The organism is Clostridium bowmanii, assembly GCF_018861315.1.
Lineage (GTDB): Bacteria > Bacillota > Clostridia > Clostridiales > Clostridiaceae > Clostridium_AD > Clostridium_AD bowmanii.
The window spans coordinates 27830-44267 of the sequence record NZ_JAHLDL010000001.1 but is presented as its reverse complement, the minus strand read 5'-3'; the positions used below and the strand labels follow the sequence as shown (position 1 = coordinate 44267).

Annotated in this window: 18 protein-coding genes, 1 pseudogene and 1 other annotated feature; of the genes and pseudogenes, 11 read left to right on the top strand and 8 right to left on the bottom strand. The window is 31.4% G+C overall.

Features of this window, described 5'->3' with window-relative positions; genetic code table 11:
* Window positions 1-11: 11 nt before the first annotated feature.
* The 3 genes from KPL51_RS00235 to KPL51_RS00225 form a co-directional block, all read right to left on the bottom strand.
* Window positions 12-761, bottom strand: a complete 750-nt coding sequence (locus KPL51_RS00235) for a flagellar motor protein MotB (protein WP_244997951.1) — start codon at window positions 759-761, stop codon at window positions 12-14.
* A gap of 2 nt (window positions 762-763) precedes the next feature.
* Window positions 764-1549: a flagellar motor protein gene (locus KPL51_RS00230; RefSeq protein WP_216155585.1), complete on the bottom strand. Its 786-nt coding sequence runs from the start codon at window positions 1547-1549 to the stop codon at window positions 764-766.
* Between the two features lie 179 nt (window positions 1550-1728).
* Entirely contained in the window at window positions 1729-2097 is a 369-nt protein-coding gene (locus tag KPL51_RS00225; RefSeq protein ID WP_216155583.1) for a VOC family protein, read from the bottom strand.
* Window positions 2098-2298: 201 nt separating this feature from the next.
* On the opposite strand from KPL51_RS00225, the gene KPL51_RS00220 reads away from it, so the two are divergent.
* From KPL51_RS00220 to KPL51_RS00195, 6 genes and pseudogenes are all read left to right on the top strand, one after another.
* The gene (locus tag KPL51_RS00220; RefSeq protein WP_216155581.1) at window positions 2299-3036 is read left to right on the top strand and encodes an MBL fold metallo-hydrolase; all 738 of its coding nucleotides are present in this window, start codon (window positions 2299-2301) and stop codon (window positions 3034-3036) included.
* Between the two features lie 311 nt (window positions 3037-3347).
* Window positions 3348-4211: a YitT family protein gene (locus KPL51_RS00215; RefSeq protein ID WP_216155578.1), complete on the top strand. Its 864-nt coding sequence runs from the start codon at window positions 3348-3350 to the stop codon at window positions 4209-4211.
* A 135-nt stretch (window positions 4212-4346) separates the two neighbouring features.
* Entirely contained in the window at window positions 4347-4592 is a 246-nt protein-coding gene (locus KPL51_RS00210; RefSeq protein ID WP_216155575.1) for a hypothetical protein, read from the top strand.
* A gap of 237 nt (window positions 4593-4829) precedes the next feature.
* Window positions 4830-5585 (top strand): annotated as a pseudogene (locus KPL51_RS00205) (acyl-CoA dehydratase activase).
* A gap of 92 nt (window positions 5586-5677) precedes the next feature.
* Window positions 5678-5950: a binding site (T-box leader), on the top strand.
* A gap of 67 nt (window positions 5951-6017) precedes the next feature.
* On the top strand, window positions 6018-7409 hold the full coding sequence (gene asnS, locus KPL51_RS00200; RefSeq protein ID WP_216155572.1) for an asparagine--tRNA ligase: 1392 nt from the start codon (window positions 6018-6020) through the stop codon (window positions 7407-7409).
* Window positions 7410-7762: 353 nt separating this feature from the next.
* Window positions 7763-8614: a YitT family protein gene (locus KPL51_RS00195; protein WP_216155569.1), complete on the top strand. Its 852-nt coding sequence runs from the start codon at window positions 7763-7765 to the stop codon at window positions 8612-8614.
* A gap of 63 nt (window positions 8615-8677) precedes the next feature.
* Here KPL51_RS00195 and fdxA read toward each other — a convergent pair whose 3' ends face one another.
* Window positions 8678-8848, bottom strand: coding sequence for a 4Fe-4S ferredoxin (gene fdxA, locus KPL51_RS00190; protein WP_125001991.1), 171 nt, complete (start codon window positions 8846-8848; stop codon window positions 8678-8680).
* A 332-nt stretch (window positions 8849-9180) separates the two neighbouring features.
* On the opposite strand from fdxA, the gene KPL51_RS00185 reads away from it, so the two are divergent.
* Window positions 9181-9612, top strand: coding sequence for a PfkB family carbohydrate kinase (locus tag KPL51_RS00185; RefSeq protein ID WP_216156125.1), 432 nt, complete (start codon window positions 9181-9183; stop codon window positions 9610-9612).
* 3 nt (window positions 9613-9615) lie between these two features.
* Complete coding sequence (locus KPL51_RS23200; RefSeq protein WP_216156122.1) at window positions 9616-9786, top strand: PfkB family carbohydrate kinase; 171 nt, start codon at window positions 9616-9618, stop codon at window positions 9784-9786.
* Window positions 9787-9907: 121 nt separating this feature from the next.
* Here KPL51_RS23200 and tkt read toward each other — a convergent pair whose 3' ends face one another.
* From tkt to KPL51_RS00160, 4 genes are all read right to left on the bottom strand, one after another.
* On the bottom strand, window positions 9908-11899 hold the full coding sequence (gene tkt / locus KPL51_RS00175; RefSeq protein ID WP_376770067.1) for a transketolase: 1992 nt from the start codon (window positions 11897-11899) through the stop codon (window positions 9908-9910).
* 198 nt (window positions 11900-12097) lie between these two features.
* The gene (locus KPL51_RS00170) at window positions 12098-13444 is read right to left on the bottom strand and encodes a chloride channel protein (protein ID WP_216155563.1); all 1347 of its coding nucleotides are present in this window, start codon (window positions 13442-13444) and stop codon (window positions 12098-12100) included.
* 186 nt (window positions 13445-13630) lie between these two features.
* The gene (locus tag KPL51_RS00165; protein ID WP_216155560.1) at window positions 13631-14347 is read right to left on the bottom strand and encodes a YesL family protein; all 717 of its coding nucleotides are present in this window, start codon (window positions 14345-14347) and stop codon (window positions 13631-13633) included.
* 303 nt (window positions 14348-14650) lie between these two features.
* Window positions 14651-14920 carry an aldo/keto reductase gene (locus KPL51_RS00160; RefSeq protein ID WP_216155556.1) on the bottom strand — a complete coding sequence of 90 codons (270 nt, stop codon included), beginning with the start codon at window positions 14918-14920 and terminating at the stop codon, window positions 14651-14653.
* 275 nt (window positions 14921-15195) lie between these two features.
* On the opposite strand from KPL51_RS00160, the gene KPL51_RS00155 reads away from it, so the two are divergent.
* Genes KPL51_RS00155 through ymfI form a run of 3 tightly spaced genes read left to right on the top strand, consistent with a single transcriptional unit; the run spans window position 15196 to window position 16418 of the window.
* Complete coding sequence (locus KPL51_RS00155; RefSeq protein WP_216155553.1) at window positions 15196-15411, top strand: hypothetical protein; 216 nt, start codon at window positions 15196-15198, stop codon at window positions 15409-15411.
* Window positions 15412-15648, top strand: a complete 237-nt coding sequence (locus tag KPL51_RS00150) for a hypothetical protein (RefSeq protein WP_216155550.1) — start codon at window positions 15412-15414, stop codon at window positions 15646-15648.
* Window positions 15649-15677: 29 nt separating this feature from the next.
* Window positions 15678-16418, top strand: a complete 741-nt coding sequence (gene ymfI, locus KPL51_RS00145) for an elongation factor P 5-aminopentanone reductase (RefSeq protein WP_216155547.1) — start codon at window positions 15678-15680, stop codon at window positions 16416-16418.
* Window positions 16419-16438: the final 20 nt, after the last annotated feature.

The window sequence follows — 16438 nt, the reverse complement described above, 5'->3', positions numbered from 1 at the left end:
CAACATCTTTTTTATTTGATATTTTCTGTTTTTGAAAATTTACTGCTCAATATAATGATGTCTACAGTTCTATTTTTAGCTTTTCCAATTCCAGTATTATTATTTGCTACTGGTCTATTTTCTCCATAGGCAACTGCTGATATCCTTTTAGGATAAATTCCTGCTTGTGAAATAAGAAGTTCAGTAACATTAGTAGCCCTAATAGCAGAAAGTTGCCAGTTTGAGCTAAATTCGTTATTACTAATTGGAGTACTATCTGTATGGCCTTCTATTCTTACATAATTGTCAACCTTATTTAGTATTTTTCCTATACTTATTAACTTTATTATTGAGTCTGCTTTAACGTCTGCTTTACCTATATCAAAAAGAAGAGTGCTATTAAGACTTACTTGAAGGCCTCTTTCGTCAATTTTAGTAGATACGTTAGTGCTTAATCCATTTTGTTTTAAGTACTTGTCCACATTCTTTTTTATATCTTCCATTTGATTTTCTTCTGATGTTTTAGTACCTGCTGATGTTTCTTCAACTATTTTAGTACTCGATTCTGATATACTTATAGCTGAATCATCTCCAATAATACTTTTTCCACTACCACCAGTGAAAGCTGCGTTAAGTGACTGGGATAGCTGTTTATATTTAGTAGTGTCTGCATTGCTTGATGCATACATAATAACAAAAAATATCATAAGTAAGGTTATTAGGTCTGAATAAGTTAAAAGCCATCGCTCACTATTAGGTTCCTTTTCTTCCTTCCTTTTCATTATTATGCTACCCCATTATTCATTTCATTAAATTTGTTTATTTGTTTTTTATCTAGGAATCCTTTCAGTTTTTCAGCTAAAATATTAGGATTCGCACCTTCTTGCATAAGAAGAACAGCTTCTATTACCAGTTGTTTTTCTTTCATTTCTTCATTATTTAAATCCTTTAATCTTGCGGCTAAAGGAAGAAATATTAAATTTGCAGAGCCAACCCCGTATAGCGTAGCTATAAATGCAACGGCAATTTTTTCTCCGAGTACAGCTGGGTCAGCAAGGTTACTTAAGACTTGTACCAGACCCATAACTGTACCTATAACCCCCATAGTAGGTGCAAATCCGCCAGCAGCTTCAAATATAGCAGCATTTTCTTTATGTCTATCATATGTCGACTCAAGTTCAAACTCTAAAATTGTTTTTACCATTTGAGGATCTACACCATCTACCACCAGCTGTAAACCTTTTTTAACAAAAGGGTCCAATGAACCTGTTATTTCGGCTTCAATGCTAAGTAGGCCCTCTTTTCTAGTTTTAAAGGATAAGTTTTTAAAATAGCTCACAATTTCTACTAAATCTTTTTCTTTTGCTGTAAATATAAGTTTAAGCATAGCAGGAATATTTTTTAACTTTTTAGTTGAAGATGCAAGGCCGACGGATCCAATTGTACCTCCAAAAACTATTATAGCAGCAGTGGCAGCCATAAGCATAGCAGGACTGCCACCTTCTAAAATGAAGGCCCCTATCATAGAGCCAAAACTTATTAGTATAAATATAATTGAAAAAATATTCATAATTCCCCCCTAATCTTGCAGATACATAAAACTTTATTTAATGTAACTGCATGTAAAATACTTAAATATTAACGATAAATAAAATAATATCATACAATAACCTTCGAAGGAACTTATTTTTTATTTAGACTTTGAAAAAAATATTTATTTTAATAAGACTTTGTACTAATTTATTAAGATTATTTTCTAGGAATAATCTCTGTCCAATATCCATCTGGATCCATAATAAAATATATCCCCATAGGTTTATTTTCATAGCATATACACTTCATCTCTTTATGATAGGCATAAGCTGCATCAAAATCATCTGTAACTACGGCAAGATGAAACTCGTTTTCACCTAGATTGTAGCCTTCAGTTCTACCCTTTATCCAAGTAAGCTCTAATTTATGATTAGTTGATTCATCTCCTAAAAATACAAGAGTAAAACTATCATCTGGTGCGTGAAATTGCCTGATTTCTATAAATCCTAGAGCATCTTTATAAAATTTTACACTTTTTTCTAAATCCAACACATTTATATTATTATGATCAAACGAAAACTTCATTAATATAACCACCTTTTTTAAAAAATTTGATATATATACTATATCATGATTATATGCTTTCTTGAATTTTTACATAAAGAATTATTTAAAGTAAAAAATATAACTTAGTATGAAGTTAACATGTGTCTGTGATAAAATAAGGATGATAGAATTTTATTTATTTAAAATACACAAAAAAAATATAGTTAGGAGCGATAATTTATGAGTGAAATACAAGCAAAAATATATTATATATATCATAGTGGATTTGCTATTAAGACTAAGAATCATTTCTTAATATTTGATTATTTTAAGGAACCTTTAGAAAAAGATGAAACTCATCATAAGTCAGAGTTGTTATCATCTGAAAATATTAAGAACATGAAAAACGTTTTTGTATTTGCCACGCATAGTCACGCGGATCATTTTAATTCTAGAATTTTAGAGTGGGAGAAATATAATAGAAATATAAAATATATATTTAGTGAAGACATAAAAATAAGTGTAAATAAACCTAGTTATAGCTTTATGGAGGAAGGTGAAGAAAAATCATTTGAAGGCCTTTATGTGAAAGCTTATGGTTCAACAGATATTGGTATATCTTTCTTAGTGAAAGTAGATGGGCTGACCATTTTTCATGCGGGAGATCTTAACTGGTGGCACTGGAAAGAAGATAGCGCAGAGGAACAATCTTTAGCAGAATCTTCATTTAAAGCTCACATTGAGAAGTTAAAAGAAGAAAAACCCATTGACATAGCATTTTTTCCTGTAGATTCAAGACTCCAAGAATTCTATTGTTTAGGCGGAGATTATTTCTCTCAAGAAATCAACCCTGACTTATTCATACCTATGCATTTTGGAGATGATGTGGGGGTTACTAAAAAATTTGTTGAAAAAATGAAAAAACGTAACATAAAAGCAGTTGAAATAAATTATTCTGGGCAAGAAATAATTTACTAAAAATATTTTTCAAATATTTTTTAAATATTTGAATAAATATAGTCATTTATGTTAATCCTTTAAATAACCAAATAAAAAAACACCACATGCAGTATTTTTAGTCCCCCTAAATTAATATTGCAAGTGGTGTTTTTTAAATGGAGTAAAATATGCTATAGTTAACAAAGATATTAAAAACTTCTAAATATGAGCAAGCTTTATATTTACATAATACAATAATTGTGATAACTTTATTGAGGGGAAATTAGTTTGATTAAATTTTATTGATTAAAAATGGGCTTGATTAAAAATTAGAAGGTAGGATAAAGCAAATGAGAATAGATACTAAAAATGAAAATATTTTAAATTATATTTATATTATTATTGGAAGTACAATACTTGCAGCAGGGGTAAATATGTTTTTGGCGAAAATAAGATTAGTGACAGGTGGATTATCAGGTCTTGCCATTATAATTCAATATATTACCGAAAAACACTATGGAACAGGAATACCCTTATGGCTTACTAATATTGTAGTTAATATACCATTGCTAGCTATTGCTATAAAACTTAAGGGAAGAAAATTTGTAGGCAAATCTGTGTTTGCTGCAGCCTATTTATCTTTTGCATTGTTTTATACAAGCTTTATACCAGCACCAGAGGTCGATTTTTTGTTATCAAGTATATTTGGTGGGGTGTTCGTTGGAATAGGATTAGGCTTTGTATTAAGAGCATCTGCTAGCACTGGTGGTACCGATTTAGCTGCAAATATAATAAAAGTTTATTTAAAGAATGTTCCAATAGCTAAAATTATATTAGTAATTGATTCAACTATAATAATAATAGGTGCTTTTGTATTTGGAATTGAAAAAGCTATGTATGCACTTATATCAGTATACATAGTTTCAAAAGTTATAGATAGCATACTTGAAGGAATAAATTTTTCTAAAGCGGTATTTATTATTTCAGATAATTCTAAGGAAATAGCGGAAGCATTATTGAGGGACCTAAAAAGAGGAGTTACTGGAATAAATGGTACTGGTATGTATACAAAGGGAGAAAAACAGGTGCTATTTGTAGTAGTTGGTAAAAATCAATTGGTGCCTCTGCAAAAAATGGTTAAAGATATAGATACTAAAGCATTTATCACTATTGCAGATGTTAGAGAGGTATTAGGAGAAGGATTTACAGAATAAAATGGTTAAGGTATAATCAATTATAAATTTTTTGAGCTTTTTTAACTTTAGAAAAATGTAAATTAGGCAACATTTTCAAAGTATATTTGGATGACTTCCTGCACAAAATAGATTTAGAAAGGAAGTGAGTATACAATGAGTGATAGATTAGATAATAAGCCTATTACATTTGATCATCCAGAAAAACTTACACAGGGAGTAGCTTTAGAAAAGGGTGATATTACAGCAAGAACTTTTATAAGTGAAGAAGATGGATGTGTAAAATCTAACATTATTGTTGAAAATAAGGTTACTGGAGAAATTGCTAAGAGAGATTCAGTTATTGGTGAAATAGTTGAAGACGAATATGAAGAAGAAGATGAATACGAAGATTTTGATTAATGGTCCATCAAAGGTTAGATAATCAAGATAGGATATGGAAGCTTAAGATAGGAAATGAAAGAACAACTATTAAATTACTAATAGTTGTTCTTTCATTTTAAATATAATATGATATCATGGTTACGAAATATTTATTCTTTAAAGTTAATGAATAGAAAAATAATTTGAGGATTTCAGCTTAAATGTATTATAATTAAAGATATAGTTAAAATACATATAATATAAGGAGATAAAAATATGTTTTACATAGGAATAGACATTGGTTCGACAGCAGCTAAAGTAGCAGTATTTAAGGGCGATAAGTTAGAAAAGTACTTTGTAATGCCTACAGGATGGAGCAGTGTTGAAACTGCTAATACTATCAAAGATAAATTGAATTTATTAGGAATAAATAATGAAAATTCAAAGGTTGTAGCAACAGGGCATGGAAGAGTATCTGTGCCTTATGCAGATAAAACTATAACAGAAATAACTTGTCATGGTAAGGGTGCCAACTATTTATTGTGCTCTGACTGTACTGTGATTGATATAGGTGGACAAGATACAAAAGTTATTGTGTAGAAAATGGTATGATAACGGATTTTATTATGAATGATAAATGCTCTGCAGGCACTGGCAGGTTTCTAGAAATTATGTCTAATGCGCTAGGCATGGATATAGATTCACTTTGTAATTTAGCAGCTAAGGGCAGTGGAATTACAATAAGCTCAAGGTGTACTGTGTTTGCTGAATCTGAAGTTATTAGTCTTATAGGCAGGGGAGAGAAAAAAGAAGATATAGCGTTTGCTATTGTTGATTCAATAGTCAGTAAAGTTAGCTCCTTATGTGGAAAACACTCTGTAGGGTTTAATTATTTTCTTTACAGGGGGCTTATCGGGGAATGATTATATTTTAAGCAGTCTATCAGAAAAATTAGGAAAAGAAGTTACTACAAATGCATTGGGACGATATGCAGGGTCTATAGGGGCGGCAATAATGGCGAGTAAGTTATAAAAAAATTTGACAATTATTATTATAAATATTATAATCTAAATTAGAATATAAAAATTAATTAGTGCAAATACTAATTATTATAATTTTCACATATAAATACTGTGAAGAGAAGAGTAAATATAAAAGGTAGTCATAGCGAGTTGGTGGTGGTGAAAGACCAATACGAGGTTTATATTGAAGAACATCTCAGAGTTTCTAACCGAAATCTACAAGAGAGTAGGCTTAGACGGGTCCAATCCGTTAATTGTTGGTCATTATCGAATTATAATTCACATCATGGATTTTATAATTCTGTATTGAATAGAGTGGTCATATTTTATGACAAATTGGGTGGTATCGCGAAATTATAGCCTTTCGTCCCTTTATTTATTAAGGGAGGAAGGGCTTTTTTTATTATCTAAAAAAGTATAAAAATATAAGGAGGGCAATTTTATGGAAAAATTGTTAGTAAAACAAATTTACAGAGAAAAAGAAAAGTATCAAGACTGCGACATATCTATTTCAGGATGGATAAGAACTTTAAGAGCATCTAAAGCATTTGGATTTATAGAAGTTAATGATGGAAGTTTCTTTAAAAATATTCAAGTAGTTTTTGAGGAAGGGTTAGAGAATTTTTCAGAAATATCTAAGCTACCTATAAGCTCTTCTTTGACTATAGAAGGCACACTAGTTGTAACACCAGGAGCTAAGCAACCATTTGAGCTTAAAGCTACTAAAATAGTTTTAGAAGGAATGTCAGACACTGACTATCCATTGCAAAAGAAAAGGCACTCTTTTGAGTATTTAAGAACTATTGCACATCTTAGACCAAGAAGTAATGCTTTTTCAGCAGTATTTAGAGTAAGGTCACTAACTGCTTTTGCTATACATGAATTTTTTCAAAAGAGAAACTTTGTATATACTCATACTCCAATAATTACTGGTAGTGATTGTGAAGGTGCAGGTGAAATGTTTAGAATATCTACCCTTGATGTAAATGACATGCCTATGGATAAAGACAAAAAAGTTGATTTTACGCAAGACTTTTTTGGTAAAGAAACTAGCTTAACTGTAAGCGGACAGCTGGCAGCAGAGGCATTTGCACTAGCATTTAGAAGTGTTTACACTTTTGGACCAACATTTAGAGCGGAAAATTCTAATACCGCAAGACATGCAGCTGAATTTTGGATGATAGAGCCTGAAATAGCTTTTGCAGATCTAAAAGATGATATGCAACTAGCAGAAGATATGATGAAATATATTATTAAATATGTTATGGAAAATGCTCCAGAAGAAATGGAGTTTTTCAACAGTTTTGTAGACAAGGGCTTAATTGAAAGATTAAATAATGTTGTAAATGCAGATTTTGGCAGGGTAACATACACTGAAGCTGTAGATATTTTACAAAAATCAGGCAAGGAATTTCAGTATCCAGTAACATGGGGCTGCGACCTTCAAACTGAGCATGAAAGATACTTAACAGAAGAAGTTTATAATAAACCATTATTTGTAACTGACTATCCAAAAGAGATAAAATCTTTCTATATGAGAATAAATGAGGACAATAAAACAGTTGCTGCCATGGACTTACTTGTACCAGGAATAGGAGAAATTATTGGTGGAAGTCAAAGAGAAGAAAGACAAGACATCTTAGAATCTAGGATGGAAGAATGTGGTCTTGACAAAGAAGATTACTGGTGGTATTTAGAGCTAAGAAAATACGGCGGAACTAAACATGCTGGATTTGGATTAGGATTTGAAAGGGCTATTATGTATATTACAGGAATGAGCAACATCAGAGACGTTATTCCATTTCCAAGAACAACTGGCAGTGCTGAGTTTTAATAAAGCTACTATTTTAAGTATTCAATGAAGGTACAATATGTAGGATGCTAAACAATTAATAATTGTTTAGTGCCTGTAAGGAATGCAGAAGGGTTGATAGTAGAGCATTCGTTAATAGGCTCTAAGTTTATTCCATGAAAAATCACCTACCGCACTTATTGGGCATCCTGTCTCAGAAGTGCTAGCAGCCCTTCCTTGGCTCCTTACTGTGATTTTTCACTACATAAACTAAGAGCCTATAAAACTCAATATATACTATTTGCCACATTCTTACATACTTGAATCTTCATGTTTATAAATTAATATTAAAATTGTTATAGTAATGAATAGTTAAAATAATGGAGGAGAGTAGCATGAGTAAAGTTATTAAAGAATATGTCTTAATAACTATTGGGTTAGCACTAGTAGCTGCTGGAGTTTATTTCTTTTTAGTGCCCAATAATTTAGCCGTAGGTGGAGTTAGTGGCCTTGCAATGATTATAAATTTGTATGTGCCAAGTCTTTCTATTGGAGCTATAATGTTAATATTAAATGTAATTCTATTTGTTATAGGCTTTATATTTATAGGATCTAGCTTTGGAGTTAAGACAATTTATTCTAGTTTGGGATTATCTGGTATGATATGGGGATTAGAGAAAATTTACCCAATGAGCGGTAGTATTACAAACGATTTATTTCTGGAACTAATCTTTGGAATATTAATTGGAGCAGTAGGCATGGGCATGGTGTTTAACCAGAATGCATCCACAGGAGGGACTGATATCATAGCCAAAATACTTTATAAGTATTTTCACTTAGATATAGGCAAAGCTTTACTTTTAGCTGATTTTTTTGTAACTATTTTCGCGGGTATTGCCTTTGGACCTAAAATTGGAATGTATGCATTGCTTGGAGTTATTATCAATGGATTTACTATAGATGCAGTTATTGCAGGAATGAATATTTGCAAAAAAATTGAAGTTGTTAGCACAAGAGGCGAAGATATAAAAAAGTATATTATTGAAGAGCTAAGTAGGGGAGCCACTTTATATACTGCTAAAGGAGCATATACTAATGAGGAAAAAGAAATTATAACTACCGTCTTAGATAAAAAAGAATTTATAAAATTAAAGATTTTTATAAAAGAAATTGATAAAAAAGCATTTATAATCTCATATAACGTACATGAAATTTTAGGAGAGGGATTTAAAGATATAAATGATTAGAAAAATATAAGCTACTGACAAAGTCAGTAGCTTATATTTTAATTATGTGAAATATGTTCTTAATTAAGCTTCAACTGGAGCGCCTACAGGACAAACACCAGCGCAAGCTCCACAATCGATACAAGTATCAGCATCTATAACAAATATAGAATCTCCTTGGCTTATAGCGTTAACTGGACATTCTGGCTCACAAGCTCCACAACTTACACATGCATCAGTAATTTTATATGACATAATAATCAACCTCCTTTTTTAATAATCCACATACATAATACCATAATTGGCCTAATAAATAAAGTGTTAAGAGTAATTATTTTTGAATTAGTAATTAGGATTAATTATTAATTATTAATTATAAAGCAAAAACCATAGAATTTAATCTATGGAAAATTAGAGGTGTCTAATTTGTGAATATCAAAAAATGGTGTATTAAGTGAACTGAATTAAATATAGTTACAGCTAAAAACTAGATTTAAAACAGTTGACTTAATACATTGGTAGTTAGTAACTTTAGCTGTATATATATTAAAGATGAGCTCATCCATTTAGCCGTGAGTTAGTAACCCATAAGAATCGATGCTGGTGGAAAAGGAATTAATGTATCAAAAGTAATAAAAAATTTGGGTTCTGAAAGTAAAGCAATGGGGATTGTTTCTGGTAAACCGGGTCAGTTCATAAAAGAATATTTGGATGATATAAAGATTCTAAATGACTTTATTTTTACAAAGGGAGAAACAAGAACAAATATAAAGGTTGTAGACATGCACAATCACACTAATACAGATATTAATGAAGCTGGTCCACAAGCAAGTTTAAAAGACTTAAATGAATTAAGTGATAAAATTTTTAACAATATAAACAGTGAAGATATACTAATTATGTCAGGAAGCGTGCCTAGCAACGTGGATAAGAAGATCTATGGTAATTGGATTACTAAAGCAAAAGGTTTGCTGGAATATGGCATCATTATTTTAGCGGTATCTTTAGGAGGCCAGTGAGCAATTTTTATAACTAAGGAAAATACCATATATGCACATGGACTTAAAGTAGATGTGAAAAGTACAGTAGGAGCAGGTGACTCAATGGTTGCTGCCCTTGCATATTCCATTGAGAAGGGTCTTTGGTGTGAAGAGGCAGAAAACTACTTATTAGAAAATTGGAAAATGGAGTAAAAATAATAAAAAACTCATGTAGAAAATAAATAAAGATGACCTATTCAGCATACTGAATAGGTCATCTTATTTAAAAAATTATTCATGAAGATGCCACTTGCACTTGGGGGGCACCGTTCTCTTACTTGTTCAGAAGTTTAAGTGCTTTATCAACAACATTTTCTGTTGTAAATCCAAACTCTTTGAATAGTGTATCTGCTGGAGCAGAAGCTCCAAATCTATCTATAGAAATTATATCACCGTCTAGACCAACATATTTATGCCAACCTAAGGAAGAAGCTGCTTCTACTGCCAATCTAACTCTTAGATCTTTTGGTAATATAGATTCCTTATATTCATCTGATTGTGCTTCAAATAAATCTAAACAAGGCATGCTTACTACTCTAGCCTTTATACCTTTTTCATTTAATACTTTAGCGCCTTCATAAATGTATTCTACTTCAGAACCAGAAGCCATTAAAATAATATCAGGGTTTTTACCTGCATCTTCATAGGTTTTTAATACATAGGCACCCTTTAAGGCTTCTGTTGAGGTCTCTTCATATAAAGGAAGATTTTGCCTTGTAAGTATTAATGCCGTAGGTGTTGTCTTTGAAGTCATTGCAGCATACCATCCAACTGCTGTTTCTTTAGAATCAGCTGGTCTAAATACATTAAAGTTTGGTAGAGCCCTAAGTGCTGCAAGATGTTCAATTGGTTCATGAGTCGGCCCATCTTCACCAACTGCGATACTATCGTGAGTTAAAACATAAGTTACGGGAAGACCCATAAGAGCAGATAATCTCATAGCGCCCTTCATATAATCACTAAATACAAAGAAAGTTGAAACAAAAGGTTTAAGACCACCATGTACATAGATGCCATTTGCAATAGCTGCCATTGCATGTTCTCTTACACCAAAATGAAGATTAGATCCGTTTCTATCTTCCCTTGAAAAATCACCCATGCCTTTCATATATGTTTTGTTAGATGGAGCAAGATCTGCTGATCCACCTATAAGGTTTGGTACATATTTTGCTAATATATTTATTATAGCTCCAGATGAGTTTCTTGTTGCGGCTTTACCTTCAAACTTCCACATTTCTTCTACCTTAAGTAAATCTGTAGAAAGTTCTCCGTTTTGCCATGCGTCGTATTCACTAGCAAGCTCAGGATTCTTTTCTTTATATTGAGTGTAAAGTGTGTTCCAAGCATCTTCTTGTTTTGCAAGGTCTGATTTTACATTTTCCATATGATTAATTACTTCAGTTGGAACAGTAAAAGGTTCTTCACTACAGCCTAAGCATTTTTTCATATCTAATATATTATCTTCTCCAAGAGGTTCACCATGTGCTGATGCAGTACCTTGTTTTTTAGCACAACCAAATCCTATAATAGTTTTTACCACAATAAAGGAAGGTTTATTAAGTTCAAGTTTTGCAGTTTCAAGGGCATTACTTATCGCTTCCATATCATTGCCATCTTCTACATATAAAACCTGCCATCCATAGGCAGTAAATCGCATGCCTACGTCTTCTGTAAATGCAATATCTGTACTTCCTTCTATAGATATTGCATTTGAATCATACATTACAATAAGCTTAGAAAGTCCTAAAGTACCTGCTAGGGATGCTGCTTCTCCAGAAATACCTTCCATATTATCTCCATCACCACATATAGCATATGTATAATGATTTACAATAGCATGTTCACTTGTATTGAATTTTGCGGCAAGATGACTTTCAGCTATTGCCATACCTACTGCATTAGCAATCCCCTGACCTAGAGGCCCTGTAGTAACTTCAACACCTCTTGTATGACCATACTCAGGATGACCAGGTGTTAAGCTTCCAAATTGTCTGAAATTTTTTATATCTTCAATAGTTAAACCATATCCAAAAAGATGGAGAAGTGAATATTCAAGCATTGATCCATGTCCTGCGGATAGTACAAATCTGTCTCTATCCTGCCATTTTGAATTTTTAGGGTTATGTTTCATATGCTTTGACCATAAGGTGTAAGCCATAGGTGCAACTCCAAGGGGAAGCCCTGGGTGTCCTGAATTTGATTTTTGTATTGCCTCGGCGGATAGAACTCTTATAGTATCTACGGTTAGTTGTTCAATTTTACTCAATTTAAATTCCTCCTTATTTATATATGTTATATTTAACATTTTAAAAGTTATTTATAATAAACATATGTATGTCTTATAATAAATATAAAAGATAATCGTATACATTGCAAGAACTTATAATTTCCATTAAAATATATTGTCCATAATTTAATGGAATTTATAGGTTATTGTTATTATATTATAATAGATTTATAATAATTAATCCTTATATTTATCACCAAACAATTTTTTCTGAAAACCATATTTTAAGACAACATCCTTACTTCTAGAATTACTAATTTCTTTGTTCACATCATATTTAATTGATGGAGTCTTACTTGTTACAAGAATTTGTGTTGGATAAATACTCGTATGTCCCATAATCAAATATGCAACTACGCAGGCTATAGATGTATATATACCTGTAGAGTGCCCAAATAGTTCTAAGGCTATTATAATTGCTGCAATAGGTGTATTAGAACAACAACCGAAAAATGCTGCCATACCTATTGCAGAAAAAAAAGCTATGTTCTGGTTGAAAATAACAGCCCAAGTATTTCCAAGTGAACTACCTATGTAAAGCATAGGTGTTAAAATTCCACCACTTCCTCCACTTGATAGTGTTACAGCTGTGGTAAACATCTTAAATAGTGATGAAAAACCATTTAGTTTTTCACCTGCCATAGCCCTATGTAAAACTTCTTCTCCGATGCCAATGTAGTCATTAGAACCCACAAGAAGTACAAATACAACAATAATTAATCCCCCTACAATGCCCTTAAGGGGATTGTAAAATCTTATTTTTTCAAATAGCTTTTCTACAAAATTAATAAAGGCAATAAAAAATCTTGCAGCAATTCCGATGAATATGCCAAATGCAACTATCTTTAAAAACATTGTTATACGATATTTAGGTACAAATGCTATTGAAAAATTTAAAGCACTAGTCCCTATGTAAAGTCCTGTAAAATAGCTGGTATAAGATGCTATAACTGCTGGTAGAAGGGATACATATGAAATTTTGCCAATATATAAAACTTCAGCTGCAAATACTGCCGCACCAATGGGAGCACCAAAAACTGCAACAAAACCTGCGCTTATTCCACAGACTACAAGTCGTTTTGTGTCTATGTCATCCATTTTAAAAAGTTTACCTACAAGGGATGCAATTCCACTTCCTATCTGAGTTCCTGGACCTTCCATTCCAACTGAACCACCAAAAATTATAGTGATTAGTGTGGAAACAAGCTTAACCGGAACAACTTTAAAGTCGCTTCTTCCTGAATTCTTATGAACTGCTTCAATTGCTTTCTCTGTTCCGTGCCCTTTTGCAGCAGGGGCAAGTTTTATTATTATAAAAGAACTTAAAAATAAGGCGATAGGAAGGAGTAGATAATAATAATTTATATTAGATACATAGCTAACTCCAAAGAAAACCAGCTTAATAAATAGTGTAACTACAATTCCTACTATAATGCCAATGAAAGTTGAAATACATATCCATTTTATTGCACTTATAAAGAAAATAGATTGCTCCTTAAAATAACTTTTGATTTTTTTATCCATTTCAGCCTTCTTTCTTTTTAAATTAATAGAGCTTGATTTTAAAGTATATTATTTAATTGCCATATAATATATATTTTAGCACACATAGAGGAAAATATGAGAAAAAAATTTAAAGGAATGGGTAGGTACTATTTTAATTTCGTTAAATAGTACCTACCCATTCCCAGATTTTATGTTTGAAATACTTTATTCTTGAACATTCTCGGTATTTTTTTTAAGCTTGTCTTCAATTTCCAATAGTATTTTTTGTTGGTAAAACATTAGCAAATAACAGATGATACTTGATGCAAATACTAATATAAAGGAAGACACTTTTAAAAGTACAAAGCCTACAACTATAAAGCTAGCAAGGTTCAATAATGTAATATGGATTTTCTTGATGGAGTAGTAAGCGGCAGTTTTAAGGGTATCCTTCCAGGACAAATAAAATCTTGATATTATTGGGTATACATATAGGCTCATTAAAAAAATAAGTGCAATAATTATAAAAATAAACGAAGTTAGAATTTGTGGGTAACCCTTCGAAATAAAAAATCTAGTATCAATAAAAAGTATACCTATCAAAATTATTTCTAAAGTCCAAAATAATAATGATTGAAAAAAATTAGCTTTATAAGCTTTAAAAAAATCTCTCGTAATACTTATGTCTTTTTCTCTGATGAGTTTTCCCATTACACTAAGTAGCGCGGTGGCAGCAGGTCCTATTGGAATACTACATAAAATAATAACAGAAACAAACCAGGGTGGCATTTGTTGCCCACCGTTAGATAGGATCACAAGCAATATGAAAAGTAGTGGAATATTTAGAACGCAAAAATATAAATTACCCAAGAAAAACCAAAATATGTAGTTAGTTATTGTGTGAATAGGTCCTTCACCAAATTCTCTGTTAGTTTTAGCCATATTATCCTCCAATTGCATTTATCAAATGCTACTATACAAATAAGATTTAATTATACATATAAATAAATAAATCTAAATAAATATACATAATAGTAAATTTTTTTCAACTACTTAAAATGTATCATAAATTGTGTGAAATGCAAATAGGTAGAAGATATAAAAAACCTAATAGTACTTGTTTTAGCCATAGCTTTTAAAGCTAAAATACCCATACCTTTTGATTTTGCTATTTCAAGTACTTTGGGGGCGAAGTTTGCATTAAATATATTTACCCAGTTTATAGGGAGTAATATTGACTCAAAATCATATCTTTCCATTAATGCCAGGGCAGCCTCTTCTGTTTTCTGTCTTGCATGCTAAGAAAATACCATTTCTCTTCCCTAAGAGTGCTGGACCTAAGTGGTCCTCAGCATCAAAATAGGTGGGTGCAACATCAAAGTAATTTACTCCAGCATCAATGGCTTCTGCTATATAATTATTTGCATCACGTTGGTCAACCTCTGCTACTATTATTCCACCAAAGCCTACTAGGGATAGTGATTCACCTGTTTGTCCTAAAATACGTTTTTCCATTAAATTAACTCCCTTCATTATAGTTTATATCCGTTGTTTCTATATAAAAAGTAGTAGTATCTTGTTATTTCATAATTCACATATTATTGTAACAAAAACCATATGTTACTAAATGAATAATAATTCAATTTATCATATTATTAATATTTTTAAATTATATATTAATAAAATTACTATCTAATAAAATCATAAATTTCTATAAATATGAATTTCTTAATTAATTGTTGCAAAATACATTTAATAGAATGATAATAATATTGAGGTGAACTATTATTATGAAATCACTATACAAAGTATGGAAAGACAAAAAAGAAGCCCATGAAATTAAAGAAACTTATATTAGAAAATTTAATGAAGGTGGTAAATCTTTTGCTAATATTGAATGTGCTTTTAATGCCAATATATTAATAAATAATTCTGGAGTTCTATACAACACCGCAATAACCTCGGAATATTTTTTTATACCTATTGAAAACATAAAAAAGGTTTAGGTGAAAACTGATGAAGAACTTTCTAAGCATGTTATCGATAATAAAGTACCTTTAATTGGGGATTTGAATTTTCCGCGAAAAGTTCATTTTTTTTTAGTAATAGACTATACAGAGAACGATATAGAATTAGAGAAGACTATAGAATCTAAAATGGCAGTTTTGGGCATTGATTCAATTTTAAAAGCAAGACAACGGTATAATATGAGTTTAATCAAAAGAAAAAAGAACTTTTATTAAAAATGTAAAAAACGTTAGGAGCGGTATTTATGAATTTAAAAGGTAAAGTAGCTATAGTTACAGGCGGGTCTAGGGGAATTGGAAGAGGCATTGCTATAGAACTAGCGAAAGCTGGGGCTTGCGTAGTTATAAATTATAAAAGTAATGATGAAGCAGCTGAAAAAACTCTTCAAGAAATTAGAGAATTAGGGGCTTATGCTGTAAAAATCAAGGGGGATGTAAGTGATTATGAATTTTCAAAACAGCTGATAAAAACTACTGTTGAAGAATTAGGTAAAATAGATATATTGGTAAATAATGCAGGAATCTCAAAGATAGGTTTATTTATGGATGCGTCGCCAGTTGAATGGGATAGTATTTTAAATGTAAATCTTAAGGGTACGATTAATTGTTCTCATAGTGTAGTGAAAGAAATGATAAAGCAAAAGAGTGGAATAATAATAAATATATCTTCAATGTGGGGGAGTGTAGGTGCTTCCTGTGAAGTGATTTACTCAGCCTCTAAAGGGGCGATTAATTCTTTTACAAAGGCACTAGCTAAGGAACTTGCACCTTCAAATATTAGGGTTAATGCAATAGCACCAGGGGTTATAGATACAGAAATGAATGCTTGGCTCAGCGCGGAAGAGCGTAAATCTTTAACCGCTGAAATACCTATGATGAAGTTTGGAGAAGTTTGTGATGTTGGTATGCTTGTAACTTTTTTAGCTAGTGAAAAATCCAAATATATTACCGGACAAGTTATAAATATCGATGGTGGAATGCAATAGTTAGTTGCCCGTCGTGAATT

What these genes read in the sequence shown, in the direction of transcription:
- KPL51_RS00235 (WP_244997951.1), bottom strand. Translation starts at nt 761, where the DNA reads ATGAAAAGGAAGGAAGAAAAGGAACCTAATAGTGAGCGATGGCTTTTA.
- asnS (WP_216155572.1), top strand. Translation starts at nt 6,018, where the DNA reads ATGGAAAAATTGTTAGTAAAACAAATTTACAGAGAAAAAGAAAAGTAT.
- ymfI (WP_216155547.1), top strand. Translation starts at nt 15,678, where the DNA reads ATGAATTTAAAAGGTAAAGTAGCTATAGTTACAGGCGGGTCTAGGGGA.
- KPL51_RS00160 (WP_216155556.1), bottom strand. Translation starts at nt 14,920, where the DNA reads ATGGAAAAACGTATTTTAGGACAAACAGGTGAATCACTATCCCTAGTA.
- KPL51_RS00225 (WP_216155583.1), bottom strand. Translation starts at nt 2,097, where the DNA reads ATGAAGTTTTCGTTTGATCATAATAATATAAATGTGTTGGATTTAGAA.
- KPL51_RS00220 (WP_216155581.1), top strand. Translation starts at nt 2,299, where the DNA reads ATGAGTGAAATACAAGCAAAAATATATTATATATATCATAGTGGATTT.
- KPL51_RS00210 (WP_216155575.1), top strand. Translation starts at nt 4,347, where the DNA reads ATGAGTGATAGATTAGATAATAAGCCTATTACATTTGATCATCCAGAA.
- fdxA (WP_125001991.1), bottom strand. Translation starts at nt 8,848, where the DNA reads ATGTCATATAAAATTACTGATGCATGTGTAAGTTGTGGAGCTTGTGAG.
- KPL51_RS00170 (WP_216155563.1), bottom strand. Translation starts at nt 13,444, where the DNA reads ATGGATAAAAAAATCAAAAGTTATTTTAAGGAGCAATCTATTTTCTTT.
- KPL51_RS00215 (WP_216155578.1), top strand. Translation starts at nt 3,348, where the DNA reads ATGAGAATAGATACTAAAAATGAAAATATTTTAAATTATATTTATATT.
- KPL51_RS00165 (WP_216155560.1), bottom strand. Translation starts at nt 14,347, where the DNA reads ATGGCTAAAACTAACAGAGAATTTGGTGAAGGACCTATTCACACAATA.
- KPL51_RS00195 (WP_216155569.1), top strand. Translation starts at nt 7,763, where the DNA reads ATGAGTAAAGTTATTAAAGAATATGTCTTAATAACTATTGGGTTAGCA.
- KPL51_RS00155 (WP_216155553.1), top strand. Translation starts at nt 15,196, where the DNA reads ATGAAATCACTATACAAAGTATGGAAAGACAAAAAAGAAGCCCATGAA.
- KPL51_RS00230 (WP_216155585.1), bottom strand. Translation starts at nt 1,549, where the DNA reads ATGAATATTTTTTCAATTATATTTATACTAATAAGTTTTGGCTCTATG.